Genomic DNA, 15,862 nt, shown 5'->3' on the forward strand with positions numbered 1-15,862 from the left:
GACATGTGACATGGCACCATGTGCCCATGACCACCACCCCGCAGCAGTCCACCCCACCGCAGACAGCCAGCCACGACCTGCCCGTCTCCGCGAAGCTGTCGGAGTACATCACCACCGGCTGGGCGCCGAGCCCGCTGCCCGAGCTGCGCCCGGCCGAGTCCGCGCCCTGGGCCGCCAAGCGCCGGGACGCGCTGTCGGCGCGCTTCCCCGGCGAGCGGCTGGTCGTCCCGGCCGGGCTGCTCAAGCCCAGGGTCAACGACGTCGACCACCGGTTCCGCCCCAACTCCGCCTACGCGCACCTCACCGGCGGCGAGCAGACCCCCGAGGCGGTGCTGGTCCTGGAGCCGCACCCGGGCGGCCACCACGCCACGCTCTTCCTGCGGCCGCGTTCACCGCGCGACACGGACGAGTTCTTCCGCGACCGCCGCTACGGCGAGTTCTGGACCGGCCGCCGCCCGACCCTGGACGAGTCGGCGACGCTGTGGGGCCTGGCCTGCGAGCACATCGACCGCCTCGGCGACGCGCTGGGCGGCTTCGTTCCCACGCGGGTGCTGCGCGGCCAGGACCCAACGGTCGACAGGGGCGTCGGCGCGCACGCATCCCCCGCCGCCGACACGGAGTTCGTCGCGGCGCTGGGCGAACTGCGCCTGGTGAAGGACCCGTGGGAGGTCGAGCAGCTGCAGCTCGCGGTGGACATCACCACGGCCGCCTTCGAGGACACGGTCCGGGCGCTGCCCGCCGCGCTGCGGCACGTGCGCGGCGAGCGCTGGCTGGAGGGCGTCTTCGGCCTGCGCGCCCGCGCCGAGGGCAACGCGGTCGGCTACGAGAGCATCGTCGCCTCCGGCGCGCACGCCTGCGTGCTGCACTGGATCCGCAACGACGGCAGGCTCAACCCTGACGAGCTGCTGCTGCTCGACGCGGGTGTGGAGACCGACACCCTCTACACCGCCGACATCACCCGGACGCTGCCGCTCTCCGGCCGCTTCAGCTCCGTCCAACGAGACGTCTACCAGCTGGAACTGGCGGCCCAGCAGGCGGGGATCGACGCGCTGCGGCCGGGGGCCAGGTTCCGTGACTTCCATCTGGCCGCGATGCGGGTGATCGCGGAAGGGCTGGCCGACTGGGGGGTCCTGCCCTGCTCGGCGGAGCAGGCCCTGGACCCGGAGGACGGCCGCTACCGCCGCTACACGCTCTGCAGCAGCGGCCACATGCTCGGCCTCGACCTGCACGACTGCGCGGGCGCGCGGACGGAGACCTACCTGGACGGCGTCCTGGAGGCCGGCCAGGTGCTGACGGTCGAGCCCGGCATCTACCTCCAGCCCGACGACCTGACGCTCCCGAAGGAGCTGCGCGGCATCGGCGTCAGGATCGAGGACGACCTGGTCATCACGGAGGACGGCGCTCGCCTGATGTCCTCCGCGCTCCCGCGCGACCCGGACGCGATCGAGTCCTGGATGGCCGCGCTGATGGAGGGCTGAGCTCAGCCGTACGCAGCCGCGTAGGCGTCGTGCAGGGGCTGCCAGTCCCGGGCGAGATCCCAGGCGGGCCAGTCGACGGCGCCTCCGGCCAGGGCGTCGGCGAGGTAGTCCAGATGCAGGTGCCAGCCGGCGAGCAGGAGCGCCGGGCGCTCGATCGGAGCCGGCAGCGTCGCGCTGAACGCGAGCGCGGCGCCGCCGCCCTCGTCCGTCAGCTGGAACCGCAGGCGGCCGTGCGGCTCGAGGTCCAGCTGGAGCAGGGTCGGCGGGTCGTAGGCACTGACCGTCCCCGTGGCAATGACGGTGCGTCCCTGGGCGTCGGTATTCAGCCACCTCAGCACGACGGCTCCGCCCTCGGCCGGATCCAGCCGATCGGCGGCTGCGAGCCACCGGCGGAGCAGGGCTCCGCGCGAGAGGTAGGGCCACACGGCAGCGACGGGTTGCTGGTAGTGCCGGTAGAAACAGACGGCCTGATGGGCGGCGTCGACGGTCGTGGCCACCCCGTCGAGCTGCGGTTCGCTGGACACACCTCGATCATCCGACAGACGAGCACGTTGCACTATTTGGGGGCGCGAGGCTCTGCTTGATTCACTGCGTGCGCCACAAGCCACCCTGTGCGGATGGCCCTGCGCGATCGGGGCTCTACCTCGCAGGGTGGCTTGTCGCGCACGCAGTGAATCAAGCAGAGCCCCGCGCCCCTTGGGTAGTGCAACTAAATCAATGCTGCAAGCTCGCCCCGGGAGGCCACTCCGAGCTTCGGGTACGCCTTGTAGAGGTGGTAGCCGACCGTCCGCGCGCTCAAGAAGAGCTGCGCAGCAATGTCGCGGTTCGACATGCCCGAGGCCGCCAACCTGACGATCTGTGTCTCCTGGGGCGTCAGCCCCGTGAGCGGGCCAGCCTCCCGCGGCTCCGACGCGCCCGCGCCCGTCGCGTCCAGCTCCGCGCGGGCGCGGTCCGCCCAGGGGGTCGCGCCGAGCGCGTCGAACGCGCGGGCCGCGGCGCGGAGCGGGGTGCGGGCTTCCGCCTTGCGGCGCGCGCGGCGGAGCCACTCGCCGTAGAGGAGCGCCGTGCGGGCCTCCTCCCAGGGGCGGCCTGCGCCCGCGTGGAGGGCCAGGGCGTCGAGGTAGAGCTGTTCGGCCGCGTCGTCCGAGGCGAGCAGCGCGTGGCAGCGCAGCACCAGCGCGCGGGCCCACTCGCGCTGCGAGCGCGCGGCCCAGCGCTCGAAGCGCTCCAGCGGCTCCGCCAGCGACGCGCCCTGACGGAGCCTGACCGCCGCCTCCACCGCGTCGGGGACCGCGCGCAGCGCGAGGACGTGGGCCCGGTCCGGGCCGCGGACCAGCGCGTCCAGGGTCTTGAGCGCCTCCTCCGCCCGGCCCTGGCCGAGGTCGAGCAGGCCCTCGGCCCACTGTCGCCAGGGCGCTCCCGCCTGCGCGGACGCGCTGCCGCGCGCCTCCGCGTCGGCCGCGCGGAGCGCGGCGTGGCAGGCGTCCTCCTCGCCGCGCTGGGCGGCGAGGTAGCCGAGCAGGCTGTGCAGCGACGTGGCCCACTGGACCTGCTGGATGTCGGCCGCCAGGGCCAGCGCCTCCTCGGCGTGGGCCCGGGCCTGGGCCGGGCGGCCCTGGAAGAGCTCGCTCTCCGCCAGCGCGATCAGCAGCGGCGGCAGCACCGCGAGCACGCCGGAGGCGCGCGCCTCCATGGCGACCTCCTCGGTGACCGCGAGAGCCTCCTCGTCGAATCCGGCCGTCAGCGCCGCGCCACAGGCCTGCACCAGGTCGACGGGCACGACCGCGCCGCCCGCCCGCGCCGCCGCGAGGGTGCCGGCCAGCGTGGGGACCGCACCCTCCGGCGTGCGTCCCAGCGCGAACAGCAGGTAGGCGACGACCGGCGCGAGGCCGTCCCCCGGCGGTATCGCCAACGCCGCCAGGCGCTCCCGCGTCTCGGTCAGCGCTGCCTCGTCGAGGCAGCGAGCAACGTCGACGGCCTGGAGCAGCACGCGCGCGGCCGGGCCGGGGTAGGCGTCGGCGACGAGCGCGGCCGTGTCGAGCATCAGGCGGTGGGCGGGCTCGGGCGCGCCGCGCCAGAACTGGGCCAGGCCCTGAATGAACGTCAGGTGCGCCAGCATCACCGGGTCCTCGGGTTTGCGCACCATCGCCCTTTGGGCCAGCGACTCGGCGTACTCGAGCTCCCCCGCCTCCGTCGCGGCCTCCGCCGCCTGGACCAGGCGGCGCGTGACCTGCCCTGGATCGGGACTGAGCCGGGCGGCGCGCTCGTACGCGGCCGCGGCGCCCGCGTGGCCGCCGCGGCGGGCTGCGAGTTCGGCGGCGCGTTCGAGGGCGGCGGCGGTCTCCTCGTCCGGGCCGGCGGCCGCCTGCGCGAGATGCCAGGCGCGGCGGACCGGCGCGTTCCCCTCGGAGACGTCCCGCCCGGTGAGCGACTCGGCCAGCGCCGCGTGTACGGCGAGGCGCTGCGCGAGCGGCGCGCGGCTCAGCGTGGCCGAGCGGAGCAGCGGATGCCGGAAGGCCAGCCGCCCGCCGGCGTCGACGGCCACCAGGGCCGCTTCCTCGGCCGGCTGCAGATCGGCGGCGGACGCGCCGAGCCGTGCGGCGGCTGTCAGCACGACGGGCAGCTCGCCGGTCTCCTCCGCCGCGGCGACCAGCAGCAGCGTCTGCGTCGCCGCAGGAAGCCGGCTGAGCTGGCCGTGGTAGGCGAGCTGGAGCCGACCGGCCAGCGGCAGTGGATCGCTGCCGCTCTGCTCGGCCGCGTGGAGTTCGAGCAGGGCGAGCGGGTTGCCGTGCGCCAGCTCAAGCAGTTGACGCTTCGTCAAGGTGTCGGCCCCGGCTGCCTGTTGCTCCAGCAGCGCGGCGGCCGAACTGTCGTCCAGACCGCCGAGCCGCAGCTCGGGCAGGCCCGGCACAGGCGGCGTCCCCTCGCCCTCCCGGGCGGCCAGCAGCAGCGCGACGCCCTCGGCACCCAGCCGGCGCGCGGCCAGCAGCAAGGCCTCGACGGAGGCCGCGTCGCACCACTGCACGTCGTCCACCACGCACAGGACCGGACCGGATTCGGCCAGCTCGGCCAGGAGCCCGAGCACGCCGAGCCCGACCAGCAGCCTGCTGCCCGCAGGGCCGGCCGCGTCCGGCTCGGCCAGCCCGAAGGCACGCTCCAGCGCCTGCCGCTGCGGCGCGGGCAGGGCGGACAGCCCGCCGAGCGCGGGCGCGAGCAGCAACTGGAGTGCGGCGAACGGGAGATCCGACTCCGCCTCGACCCCGGCGGCGCGCAGCACCGAGAGCCCACGTTCACCCGCGCGCGCCACGGCGTGGCCGAGCAGCGCCGTCTTGCCGATGCCCGGCTCGCCGCGCAGCACCAGCGCGCCGCTGCGCTGCTCGCCCGCAGCCTGCAGCAACTCGTCGATCGCGGCCTGTTCGGCCCCCCGTCCGTACAGCATGTCAGCACCCTACCTACAGGCACTGACAACTCCGTGCAGAAAGTACCTAAGCGCGACTGATTCCCCGACTTTCCGTGCTCCGTAGCTTATTGACCTGCAGGGAGACAGAAACCGAGCAGAACCGGACGGACACGGAGCCGATCATGAACATCACCGCCACCACCCTCCAGGACCTCGCCGAGCGCTACATCGCCGCCTGGAACGAGACCGACCCGGCCGCCCGCCGCAAGCTGGTCGACGAGACCTGGGCCGAGGACGGCAGCTACACCGACCCGCTGGTCGCGGCCGAGGGCCGGGACGCGATCGACGCCACCCTCGGCGCGGTGCAGACCCAGTTCCCCGGCCTGGTCTTCCGCCTCGGCGGGCCGGTCGACGCCCACCACGACATCGCCCGCTTCACCTGGGAGCTGGGCCCGGCGGGCGGCGAGGCGCTGGTGATCGGCTTCGACGTCCTGGTCGCCGACGCCGACGGCCGGATCGCCCAGGTCCTCGGCTTCCTCGACAAGGTCCCCTCGGTCTGAGCCCGAGGGCCCGACCGAACCCGAGAGCCCCGCGCGGGGCTGCTCCCACAGTCCCGCGCGGCCCCCACGTCCACAGATCCCCGCAGTCCCGGCACCATTCACTGGAGCAGTGACATGACCACGATGAACGTCCCGGTCGATCGGGACGCACACACCACCGCCGCCGCACCGAAGGCCCCGAAGGGCCTGCTTCCCGTGGTCCTGACCGCCACGTTCATGTCCGCGCTCGACTTCTTCATCGTCAACGTCGCGATCCCCTCGATGCAGCGCCACCTGGGCGCCTCCGCCGGGGCGATCCAGTGGATCATGGCGGGCTACTCCCTCGCCCTCGCCGCCGGACTGATCACCGCCGGGCGGATCGGCGACATCGTCGGACGCCGCAAGCTCTTCGCCCTCGGCCTGGCCCTCTTCACACTCGCCTCGGCGGCCTGCGGGCTGGCCCCAGACGTCGGTTTCCTGATCGGCGCCCGGGTCGCCCAGGGGCTGGCCGCCGCGCTGATGGGACCGCAGGTGCTGGCCATCATCCGCACCGCCTTCGACGGCGCGGCGCAGGCCAAGGCGATCGCGCTCTACGCCATGACCATGGGCCTGGGCGCAGTGCTGGGACAGCTGGTCGGCGGGCTCCTGATCAAGGCCGACCTGTTCGGGACCGACTGGCGCGCCTGCTTCCTGATCAACATTCCGGTCGGCCTGGTGACCGTGGCCCTGGTCCGCCGCTGCGTGCCCGAATCCCGCGCCCCGCAGCGTCCGCAGCTGGACAACCTCGGCGTCGCCCTGATCACCGCCGCGCTGGTCACCCTCGCCCTGCCGCTGATCCAGGGCCGTGAGGCCGGCTGGCCGCTGTGGACCTGGCTGTCGCTGGCCGCGTCCGCCGTGCTGTTCACCGGGTTCGCCGCCCACCAGCGCCGGCTCGCGGCGAACGACGGCGCGCCGCTGGTCCACCCGGAGCTGTTCCGCGGCCGGGCCCTCGGCACCGCGATGGCGGCGCAACTGGTCTTCTGGGCCGGTCAGGCCTCGTTCTTCCTGATCCTCGCCCTCTACCTGCAGTTCGGCCGCGGCCTGGACGCGCTCGCCTCCGGCGTGGTCTTCACCGCCCTGGGCCTCGGCTACTTCGCCAGCTCGATGCGGGCCCATCTGGTCGCGGCCCGGCTGGGCCACCAGGCGGTGGCGCTCGGCGCGCTGACGATGGCCCTCGGCCTCGGACTGCTGTGGGGCGGCGCCCAGCTGATCGGTGACGCGACGGGCACGGTCCGGGTGCTCTGGCTGGTGCCGGGGCTGGCCGTCGACGGGGTGGCCATGGGCCTGGTCATCGCACCACTGACCGGTGCGGTCCTGACCCGGGTCACCCCGCAGCTGGTCGGCGCGGCCTCCGGGGTGCTGACCACCTTCCAGCAGGTCGGCAGCGCGATCGGCGTCGCGGTCCTCGGGATCGTCTTCTACGGTGCGCTGAGCGGCGGTTACGCCCACGCCTTCGAGCTCGGCGTGCTGGTGCTCGCGGTACTGGAGCTGGCGCTGGCCGGCCTGATGCAGCTCCTCCCCCGGCGGCGTTGACGCCCTCCCCAACGACCGGACCGATGCGGCCTCCCTGGACACCAGAGGGGCCGCATCGGCATGCGCACCCCCGGGTCAGTCCAGCGCCCGCGCCGCCGCGGCCGCGACCGCCTCGGCGACGGTGGCCAGCGCGGGCGAGTCGAGTCGCCACTGCTGCCAGTAGAGCGGAACCTCCACCGTCCGCCCCGGCGTGAACGCGACCAGCCCGCCGGACCGCAGCCTGGGCTCGGCCTGGCTGCCCGGCACCAGGCCCCAGCCGAGACCGGCCGTCACCGCGTCGACGAAGCCCTCGCTGGAGGGGACGTAGTGGCGCAGCGGGCTCGCGTTCCGCCCGCCGGTCAGCTCGCGCGCGAAGGCGTCCTGCAGGTCGTCCCTGCGGTCGAAGATGACCACGGGCGCCTCGGGCAGCCGCCCGGCCGGATCCCCGACCAGCCAGCGTGCCGCGAACTCCGGTGCAGCGCACGGCAGGTAGCGCATGCTGCCGAGTCTGCGCACGGAGCAGCCCGCGACCGGGTCCGGCGAGGAGGTGACCGCCGCCATCACCTCGCCCTCCCGCAGCAGCGCCGTCGTATGGGCCTCGTCCTCGCGGCGCAGCTCGACGTAGAGGCGGGCGTCCTGTGCCAGGCCGGCGAGCGCGGGGACGAACCAGGTCGCGAGGGAGTCGGCGTTGACCGCGATCGAGAGCCTGGCCGGGCCCCCGCCCGCGTCGTCCATGCCGAGAGCGTCCCTGGCGTCGCCCTCCAGTCGGGCCAGCTGCCGGGCGAAGCGCACTACGACCTGACCGGATTCGGTCGGCCTGACCGGCTTGGTCCGCATCAGCAGCACGCGCCCGGTGCGCTGCTCCAGCGCCTTGACGCGCTGGCTGACCGCGGAGGGCGTGACGTGCAGGGCGGCGGCGGCCGCGTCGAAGGTGCCCTCGTCGACCACGGCGAGCAGGGTGCGGACGAGGTCGTGCGGCAGTTCGGTCATCACAGCAGCTAATGATAGTTAAGAATCCTTAGCTGGCCTCAGGGCGACTCCGTTGCCTACGGTGATCAGCATGGGAAACGCGCTCACCGCCGCTGCCGCCGGATTCGGCACCGGCCTTTCGCTCATCATCGCCATCGGCGCGCAGAACGCCTTCGTGCTGCGCCAGGGCATCCGCCGCGAAGCGGTGCTGCCGGTGGTCGCGATCTGTGCGGCGTCGGACGCCGTGCTGATCGCCTGCGGCGCGGGCGGTCTCGGCGTGCTGGTGACGGCCTGGCCCGGCGCGCTCACCGCGGTCCGGCTGGTGGGCGCGGCCTTCCTGCTCTGCTACGGCCTGCTCGCGGCGCGACGCGCCTTTCGCGCGTCCAGCCTTTCGAGCTCCGGCCCCACGGTCCGCTCCGGCCGTCGCGCGGTGTTGGCCTGTCTGGCGATGACCTGGCTGAACCCGCACGTCTACCTCGACACCGTGCTCCTGCTCGGCGCCGTCGCGGCCACGCACGGCTCGCTGCGCTGGGAGTTCGCGCTCGGGGCGGCGTTCGCCAGCATCTGCTGGTTCGCCTCGCTCGGCTTCGGCGCCAGGCTGCTGGCCGGCTTCTTCCGGCGCGCCTCGTCCTGGCGCCTGCTGGACGGACTGGTGGCGGCCACCATGCTGCTGGTGGGCACGACCCTCGCCCTGGGAACCTGAACCGTCGGGGGTCGAGCCTTCAGCCGCCCTGGGCCCAGAGCCGGCGGACGTGGCCTAGGTGCTCGCCGATGAGCTGCTCGACCGCGTCGAGGTCGCCCGCGATCATCACGTCGAGCAGCCGCTCGTGCTCCTCGGCCGACTCGACCAGGCGGCCGGCCGCGACAAGGGTCTGCAGGCCGTAGAGCCGGGAGCGGCTGCGCAGTTCGCGAACCGTGTCGACCAGGTGGCGATTGCCGTGCAGCGCCAGCAGGCCGAGGTGGAACTGGCGATCGGCCTCGACGTAGGCGATCAGGTCGCCCTTCCGGGCGGCCTTCACGATCGCACGCGCGTGGGCGCGCAGCGGCTCCAACTGCTCGGGCGCGGCGGTCTCGGCGACCCGCACGGTGGCCGGGATCTCGATCAGCTCGCGGATCTCGGTGAAGTCGTCGAGGTCCTGGTCGGTCAGGCCGACTATCCGGAAGCCCTTGTTGCGGACGACCTCGACCAGGCCCTCCTTGGCCAGGTCCAGCATCGCCTCGCGCACGGGCGTGGCCGAGACGCCGAACTCGGCGGCCAGCACCGGCGCGGAGTAGACGATCCCCGGGCGCAGTTCGCCGGCCACCAGGGCCGCGCGGAGCGCATGGGTCACCTGCTCGCGAAGGCTGCGTCGCTCCTGGACCGAGGGCAGGTTGAGAGCGCCCGCCGGGCTCTCGATGGACTCCGAAGTCACCGTCGTACCTCTCACCAGAAGACTTGTGCAACATCATCCTGCACCATCACCCGGCACAGTCGAAGTAGCTGTGCACAGTAGTCCGGCGTAGCCGATCACTGCAATGTCACACTTCATACATGACACTTGACGGACGCCCAGCATTGCCACACAGTTGCCAGCGGCCGCGGCCGGTTGGCGGCCTGCCACTTCCCGGAACTCGAACAGAACTGAGCGATACTCGTGGCCATGACCAGCCAGCGCACCCACTCCTACCGACTCCCCGGCCTCGCCGTCACCGACCACGTCTTCACCGTGCCGCTGGACCACAGCGATCCGGTGCGCGGTGGCACGATCGAGGTCTTCGCCCGCGAGGTCGCCGACCCGGCGCTCGCCGGGCAGGACCTGCCCTGGCTGCTCTACCTCCAGGGCGGTCCCGGGGGAAAGTCCCCGCGTCCCACCGCCGGAAACCCCAGCTGGCTCCGCCGCGCGCTGCGCACCCACCGGGTGCTGCTGCTGGACCAGCGCGGCACCGGCCGCAGCACCCCGGTCACCGCCCGCAGCGCGGCCGAGTTCCGTGACGCCGAGGCGCTCGCCCACCACCTGAGCCTCTTTCGCGCCGACTCGATCGTCGCGGACGCCGAGCTGATCAGGGAGCGCCTGACCGGCGGCCGTCCGTGGGAGACGCTCGGCCAGAGCTACGGCGGGTTCCTGACGCTCACGTACCTCTCCCGCGCGCCCGAGGCGCTGCGCGCCTGCTACGTCACCGGCGGCCTGGCCGGTCTGGACGCGAGCGCGGAGGACGTCTACCGTGCCACCGCGCCCCGCGTCGCGGCGAAGAACGCCGCCTTCTACGCCCGCTACCCCGGCGACCAGGAAACCCTGCGCCGCCTGGCCGAGCGCCTCGCGAAGGAGCCGGCACTCCTGCCCGACGGCGACCTGCTCACCGTCCGTCGGCTCCGCTGGCTCGGCTACGGACTGGGTATGGGCACCGGCTTCGAACAGTTGCACTGGCTGCTCGACGACGCGGTGGACGCCTCGGGCGCGCCGACGGACCTGTTCCTGAGCGAGTTCGGGCAGCTCTCGGGTTTCGTCGGCAATCCGCTCTTCGCCGTGCTGCACGAATCCATCTACGGCCAGGGCGGCGCGCCGACCGCCTGGGCGGCGCAGCGGGTGACGGACGCACTGCCGGAGTTCGCGGAGGACGCGGACCCGCTGCTGCTGACCGGGGAGATGATCTTCCCGTGGATGTTCGAGGACGTCCGCACCCTGCGCCCCTTCGCCGAGGCCGCCCACCTGCTGGCGGCGAAGTCCGACTGGCCCGCCCTCTACGACCCGGCCCGCCTGGCGGCCAATCAGGTTCCGGTCGCGGCGGCGGTCTACTACGACGACATGTACGTGGACGCCCAGATCTCGCTGCGTGCGGCGGCGGAGGTCGGCTCGGTCCAGGCGTGGGTGACCAACGAGTGGGAGCACGACGGGGTCCGCGCGGACGGTGAACGGGTAGTCGGCCGACTGATGGACATGGTCGCAGGTCGGGTGTGAAGCACAACGCTGCGGTAGTTGACGCAGTCGATGCTGTCCGTGGGCTTCACAGCAGGAACCCCTTCGGGAAGGGATCGGTCGGGTCGAGGAAGTACTGCGCTGTCCCGGTGATCCAGGCCCGCCCGGTCACCGTCGGCACGACGGCCGGCCGCCCGGCGACGGTGGTCTCCTCGACCAGCCGCCCGATGAACTGCGTCCCGATGAACGACTCGTTGCGGAAGTCCGCGCCGAGCGCGAGCTCACCGCGTGCGTGCAGCTGCGCCATCCGCGCAGAGGTGCCCGTCCCGCAGGGCGAGCGGTCGAACCAGCCCGGATGGATCGCCATCGCGTGACGCGAGTACGTGGCGTCCGAGCCGGGCGCGGCGAAGTAGACGTGGTGCACGCCGTGGATCCGGTCGTCCTCGGGGTGGACGGGCTCGTGGGCGCCGTTGATGGCCGCCATCGTGGCCAGCCCGGCGCGGATGATCTCCTCCTTGGCGGCGCGGTCGAACGGGAGGCGGTAGTCATCCAGCTCCACGAAGGCGTAGTAGTTGCCGCCGAAGGCGAGGTCGTAACGGATCTCGCCGAAGCCGGGCACCTCGATCTTGGCGTCCAGCCGCTCGGCGAACGCGGGCACGTTCCGCAGCGTCACGGCGGTCGCCGAGCCGTCCTCGACGGCGACGTCGACGCTGACCAGTCCGGCGGGCGTGTCCAGCCGCACGGTCGTGACGGGTTCGACGACCGGCACCATGCCGGTCTCCACGAGCACGGTCGCCACCCCGATGGTCCCGTGCCCGCACATCGGGAGGAGTCCCGAGACCTCGATGAAGAGCACGCCGTAGTCGGCGTCGGGCCGCGTGGGCGGCTGCAGGATCGCTCCGCTCATCGCGGCGTGGCCGCGGGGTTCGTACATCAGCAGCGTGCGCAGGTCGTCCAGGTGCTCGATGAAGTGGACCCGGCGCTCGGCCATGGTGGCACCGGGGATGACGCCGACACCTCCGGTGATGACCCGCGTGGGCATGCCTTCGGTGTGCGAGTCGACGGCGTGGTAGATGTGACGGGTTTTCATACGTCCCCCTGACAACGATGAATGAGTTGCACTACCAGGGGCGCGGGGAACTGCGCGACAAGCCACCCGCCCACGTAGCAGGCCGAACGCGCAGGGCCATCCGCACAGGGTGGTTTCTCGCGCAGTTCCCCGCGCCCCTGAATACTTACCGAAGTCCCTCGGCAAGGACCTTTTCCGTCGCGGAGGTCACCGCAGCCAGCGTGGTACCCGTCAGCGCGCCGCGAGGCGCTCGGCAGGGGCCGCCGTTCAAGCCCGCGAGGTCCATGGAGAGCTTGATGGCCTGGACGAACTCCGTCTTCGAGTCCCAGCGCAGCAGCGGGTGCAACGCGCGGTAGCGCGGGACCGCTGTCGCGACGTCGCCCGCCACCGCCGCGCGGTACAGCTCCGCGCACGCGCGCGGGAGCGCGTTGGGGTAGCCGGCGATCCAGCCGACCGCGCCGGCCAGCGCCAGCTCCAGCAGGACGTCGTCCGCGCCGATCAGCAGGTCCAGGCCGGGGGCCAGCTCCGCGATCTCGTACGCGCGCCGGACGTCGCCGCTGAACTCCTTCACCGCGACGATGCTGCCTGCGGCATGCAGCTCCGCGAGCAGCGGCGGCAGCAGGTCCACCCGCGTGTCGTGCGGGTTGTTGTAGGCCACCACCGGCAGGCCCGCCTTCGCGACCTCCGCGTAGTGCGCCAGTACCGCGTCACGGTCCGCGCGGTACGCGTTCGGGGGGAGCTGGAGGACCGAGCCGGCCCCGGCCTCCGCCGCCTGCTCGGCCCAGCGGCGCGACTCCGCGCTGCCGTACGCGGCCGTACCGGCCATGACCCGGCTGCCGTCGCCCGCGGCCTCGACCGCGACCCGCACGACCTGGGCGCGCTCCTCCTCCGTCAGCGTCTGGTACTCGCCCAGCGAACCGTTGGGGACGACACCGTCGCAGCCGTTGTCGATCAGGAAGCGGACGTGCCGCGCGTAACTGTCGTAGTCGACCGAACCGTTCTCGTGGAACGGCAGTGCGGTGGCGACCATGATGCCGTGCCAGGGAGCCTGGCGGTCAGGGGTGGGGACGGCGGCGGTCATCGGGGAGCTCCTTGTGAGAACGGTTCGACGTCGGACCCGGCCAGCAAGCCGAGCGGAACGGGGGAGGCGAGGGGTCTGGTCGGGGCGCCGTCGTCGGCGGCCCCGCAGAGGCGGGAGACGGCCGGGCCGCACATGCGGGCCTGGCACCAGCCCATGCCGGCGCGGGTCAGCAGCTTGACGGTCCGCTGGTCGCCCGCACCGAGCTCGGTGACGGCCTCGCGGATCTCCGCGGCGGTCACCTCCTCGCAGCGGCAGACCTCGGTCGCGTCGTCCAGCCACGCGTCCCAGCCGGGGCCCGGGGCGTGCTGGGCGGACATCAGCTCCGCGAAGGCACGCAGCCGTGCGCGGGTGCGCAGCAGCGCGCGCGGCGACGCGGTCTCACCCGCGATCGCCCGGCCCGCCAGCTCGCCCTCGGCCAGGGCGAGCTGCACACCGCCGACGCCGGTGCTCTCCCCCGCTGCCCAGAGGCCGGGGACGCTGGTCCGCTGCCGGTCGTCGACGTCGAGCGCCGGGCTGCCGTCGGGCATCCGCACGGTCCTGCAGCCGAGTTCGAGCGGCAGCTCCAGCTGCGGCACCAGCCCGTGGCCGATCGCGACCGAGTCGCAGGCGACGCGCCGTTCGGTACCGGGCAGCGGCCGCCAGTCGGCGTCGAGCCGGGCGAGGGTGACGGCCTCGACCCGCTCGTCGCCGTGTGCGGCGACGACGGCCGTGCGCGGGCGCAGCAGCACGCAGTGGCGCAGCAGCAGCGCGCCGTGCTGGGCGCCTTCGAGCAGCTTGCCCGGGTTGGCTGCCAGAACCCGCGCGCCTCCGGCGTAGCCGAGATAGCCGGCGGCCTCGACCACCAGCGGCACCCGACCACCGGCCTTGACCAGCGAGGCGGCAACCGCGAGCAGCAGCGGGCCGCTGCCCGCGACGACGGTCCGGCGGCCGGGCAGCACCAGGCCCGCCTTGAGCATCGCCTGCGCGCCACCGGCCGCGACGACGCCGGGCAGCGTCCAGCCGGGGAACGGCAGCTGTCGCTCGTGCGCGCCGGTCGCGAAGAGCACCTGATGTGCGGTCAGCGCGCGCGCCTGCCGCTGGTCGGGCCCGGTCAGCGCGTGCACCCGCCAGCCACGCTCGGGCTCGGCTGTTACGGACCAGACGTGGTGCTCGGCCAGATGCTCGACCGGCCCGAGTCGCCGTACCAGTCGCGCGAACGCGGCCCAGCCGTGGTGCAGCGCCTGCGGGCGCTCAGCCGCCAGCTCGGCGGCGGGCTGGCGGTAGAACTGGCCGCCGGGTCGCGGCGCGCTGTCCAGCAGTGCGACGCGCAGTCCGCGCTCGGCCGCTGCCACCGCGCCCGCCAAGCCGGCCGGCCCGGCGCCGATGACGGCGAGATCGAAAGCGACGGGCTCAGTCGAGGTCGGCATGGCCGTCCCCTCGCTGGCCGCGGACCTGCGCGTCCGGGCGGGCCGGGGCCAGGCAGGCGCGGACGTTGGGGACGCCGTCGAGCTCGATCAGGCAGTCGAAGCAGGCGCCCATGCCGCAGAAGGCCCCTCGCGGCCGGCCGCCCTTGCGGGTGGTCCGCCAGGCGAGCCGGTCGGCCTGCCAGAGAGCGGCGGCGAGGGTCTGACCGGGGAGGGCGGGGACGGGCTCGCCGTCGAAGCTGAACTCGAAGCCCGGCTCGGGCCGGGCCCGGACCAGGTCGAGCGGATTGCGCCTCACGACTGCTCCTCGGGGTGGACGTCGCGGAATCGGGCGGGATCGAAGGGGGTCGGGTCCATGAAAGTGCGTTCCCCCTGGACGAGTTGGGCGATCAGCAGGCCCGTCGCCGGGGCCAGGCCGATGCCCGCGCCCTCGTGGCCGCAGGCCTGCAGCAGCCAGGGCTGTTCCGGGTCTCTGCCGATGGCCGGGAGATGATCCGGCAGGTAGGGGCGGAAGCCCCGATACGCGCGGATCACCCGGACCCCGGCCAGGGCCGGGATCAGTTCGGTCGCCTGCGCGGCGAGGCGCGCCAGCACCGGCACGGACAGGCTGCGGTCGAAGCCGACCCGCTCGCGGCTCGCCCCGATCAGCACCGGCCCGGCGGCCGTTCCCTCGACCACACCCGAACTCTGCAGGTCGGCCGAGCCGCTGGCAACGTCCGCGACGTAGTCGGCGGCGTAGAGCTTGTGCCGCACCAGCGGCGGCAGCGGCTCGGTCACCAGGACGAAGCCCCGGCGCGGCAGGATCGGCAGCGCCGCCCCCGCCAGCGCGGCCACCTCCCCACCCCAGGTTCCTGCGGCGTTGACCACGGCGGCGCAGTGCAGCGTCCCCTGCGTGTCGGTCTCGACCCTGCCCTTGGCGAGCCCGGTGACGGCGGTGCGGGTGAACAGCTCGACGCGGCCGGTGGCCCGCGCCGCTCGCAGCAGGGTCGCTGCCGCGAGGGCGGGTTGGACCTGGGCGTCCTGCGGATAGTGGACGCCGCCGGCGAAGTCCGGCGCGAGGTGGGGTTCCAGCTCGTGCAGGGCGTCGGCGGGGACGGCCACGGCCTCGACCCCGGCCTCCCTCTGACGCGCGGCCAGGCGCTGGAGTGCGTCCAGTGCCTGGAGATCCTTGGCGACGACCAGGCCGCCCTTCGGCTCGAACTCCAGCGCCTGCGCGCCGAGCTCGTCGGCGAGTCGCCGCCAGAGCCGTCCGCTCGCGAGGGCCAGTTCCAGCTCGGGGCCCGGCTGCTTGTCCGAGACGAGCAGGTTCCCCTCTCCGGCTCCGGTCGTCCCCCCGACGACCGGCCCCCGATCGACGACGGCGACCCGCGCGCCGCTGCCCGCGAGGGCGTGCGCGCATGCTGCGCCGATCATGCCGGCACCGATGACGACAACGTCGAAGTGAGGGGTCCTTGCCACGGCAGTACTATGTCACACAG

Annotated in this window: 14 protein-coding genes; 5 read left to right on the top strand and 9 right to left on the bottom strand. The window is 73.6% G+C overall.

The window, feature by feature from the left end:
* Positions 1–26 precede the first annotated feature (26 nt).
* The gene (locus ABIA32_RS23465) at positions 27–1,478 is read left to right on the top strand and encodes an aminopeptidase P family protein (RefSeq protein ID WP_370098819.1); all 1,452 of its coding nucleotides are present in this window, start codon (positions 27–29) and stop codon (positions 1,476–1,478) included.
* 2 nt (positions 1,479–1,480) lie between these two features.
* Here ABIA32_RS23465 and ABIA32_RS23470 read toward each other — a convergent pair whose 3' ends face one another.
* Together ABIA32_RS23470 and ABIA32_RS23475 are read right to left on the bottom strand one after the other, a co-directional pair.
* Entirely contained in the window at positions 1,481–2,002 is a 522-nt protein-coding gene (locus tag ABIA32_RS23470; protein WP_370098822.1) for an SRPBCC domain-containing protein, read from the bottom strand.
* 185 nt (positions 2,003–2,187) lie between these two features.
* Complete coding sequence (locus tag ABIA32_RS23475) at positions 2,188–4,917, bottom strand: AAA family ATPase (protein ID WP_370098825.1); 2,730 nt, start codon at positions 4,915–4,917, stop codon at positions 2,188–2,190.
* Between the two features lie 143 nt (positions 4,918–5,060).
* Between ABIA32_RS23475 and ABIA32_RS23480 the strand changes: the two genes are divergently transcribed.
* On the top strand, positions 5,061–5,438 hold the full coding sequence (locus ABIA32_RS23480) for a nuclear transport factor 2 family protein (RefSeq protein WP_370098828.1): 378 nt from the start codon (positions 5,061–5,063) through the stop codon (positions 5,436–5,438).
* 114 nt (positions 5,439–5,552) lie between these two features.
* Positions 5,553–6,989 carry an MFS transporter gene (locus ABIA32_RS23485; protein ID WP_370098831.1) on the top strand — a complete coding sequence of 479 codons (1,437 nt, stop codon included), beginning with the start codon at positions 5,553–5,555 and terminating at the stop codon, positions 6,987–6,989.
* Between the two features lie 75 nt (positions 6,990–7,064).
* On the opposite strand, the gene ABIA32_RS23490 is transcribed toward ABIA32_RS23485, so the two are convergent.
* Positions 7,065–7,961 (bottom strand): LysR family transcriptional regulator ArgP, encoded by an 897-nt coding sequence (locus tag ABIA32_RS23490; RefSeq protein ID WP_370098834.1) that lies wholly within the window; start codon positions 7,959–7,961, stop codon positions 7,065–7,067.
* A 67-nt stretch (positions 7,962–8,028) separates the two neighbouring features.
* On the opposite strand from ABIA32_RS23490, the gene ABIA32_RS23495 reads away from it, so the two are divergent.
* Positions 8,029–8,640: a LysE/ArgO family amino acid transporter gene (locus ABIA32_RS23495; RefSeq protein ID WP_370098837.1), complete on the top strand. Its 612-nt coding sequence runs from the start codon at positions 8,029–8,031 to the stop codon at positions 8,638–8,640.
* A gap of 19 nt (positions 8,641–8,659) precedes the next feature.
* Here ABIA32_RS23495 and ABIA32_RS23500 read toward each other — a convergent pair whose 3' ends face one another.
* Positions 8,660–9,334 (bottom strand): GntR family transcriptional regulator, encoded by a 675-nt coding sequence (locus tag ABIA32_RS23500; protein ID WP_370099095.1) that lies wholly within the window; start codon positions 9,332–9,334, stop codon positions 8,660–8,662.
* Positions 9,335–9,577: 243 nt separating this feature from the next.
* Here ABIA32_RS23500 and ABIA32_RS23505 point away from each other — a divergent pair, with 243 nt between their 5' ends.
* Positions 9,578–10,873: an alpha/beta fold hydrolase gene (locus tag ABIA32_RS23505; protein WP_370098840.1), complete on the top strand. Its 1,296-nt coding sequence runs from the start codon at positions 9,578–9,580 to the stop codon at positions 10,871–10,873.
* 46 nt (positions 10,874–10,919) lie between these two features.
* Here ABIA32_RS23505 and ABIA32_RS23510 read toward each other — a convergent pair whose 3' ends face one another.
* From ABIA32_RS23510 to ABIA32_RS23530, 5 genes are all read right to left on the bottom strand, one after another.
* Positions 10,920–11,921: a proline racemase family protein gene (locus ABIA32_RS23510; protein ID WP_370098843.1), complete on the bottom strand. Its 1,002-nt coding sequence runs from the start codon at positions 11,919–11,921 to the stop codon at positions 10,920–10,922.
* A 145-nt stretch (positions 11,922–12,066) separates the two neighbouring features.
* Positions 12,067–12,981, bottom strand: coding sequence for a dihydrodipicolinate synthase family protein (locus tag ABIA32_RS23515; RefSeq protein ID WP_370098846.1), 915 nt, complete (start codon positions 12,979–12,981; stop codon positions 12,067–12,069).
* Positions 12,978–14,387: an NAD(P)/FAD-dependent oxidoreductase gene (locus ABIA32_RS23520; RefSeq protein WP_370098848.1), complete on the bottom strand. Its 1,410-nt coding sequence runs from the start codon at positions 14,385–14,387 to the stop codon at positions 12,978–12,980. The genes ABIA32_RS23515 and ABIA32_RS23520 overlap by 4 nt, the downstream gene beginning before the upstream one ends.
* A complete protein-coding gene (locus ABIA32_RS23525) occupies positions 14,371–14,682 on the bottom strand; it encodes a (2Fe-2S)-binding protein (protein WP_370098851.1) in 312 nt (103 codons plus the stop codon). Before ABIA32_RS23525 ends, ABIA32_RS23520 begins: the two co-directional genes overlap by 17 nt.
* Positions 14,679–15,797 (bottom strand): NAD(P)/FAD-dependent oxidoreductase, encoded by a 1,119-nt coding sequence (locus ABIA32_RS23530; protein ID WP_370099098.1) that lies wholly within the window; start codon positions 15,795–15,797, stop codon positions 14,679–14,681. The genes ABIA32_RS23525 and ABIA32_RS23530 overlap by 4 nt, the downstream gene beginning before the upstream one ends.
* Positions 15,798–15,862: the final 65 nt, after the last annotated feature.

Origin of the sequence: Streptacidiphilus sp. MAP12-20, from assembly GCF_041262525.1 — a bacterium.
Classification (GTDB): Bacteria; Actinomycetota; Actinomycetes; order Streptomycetales; family Streptomycetaceae; genus Streptacidiphilus.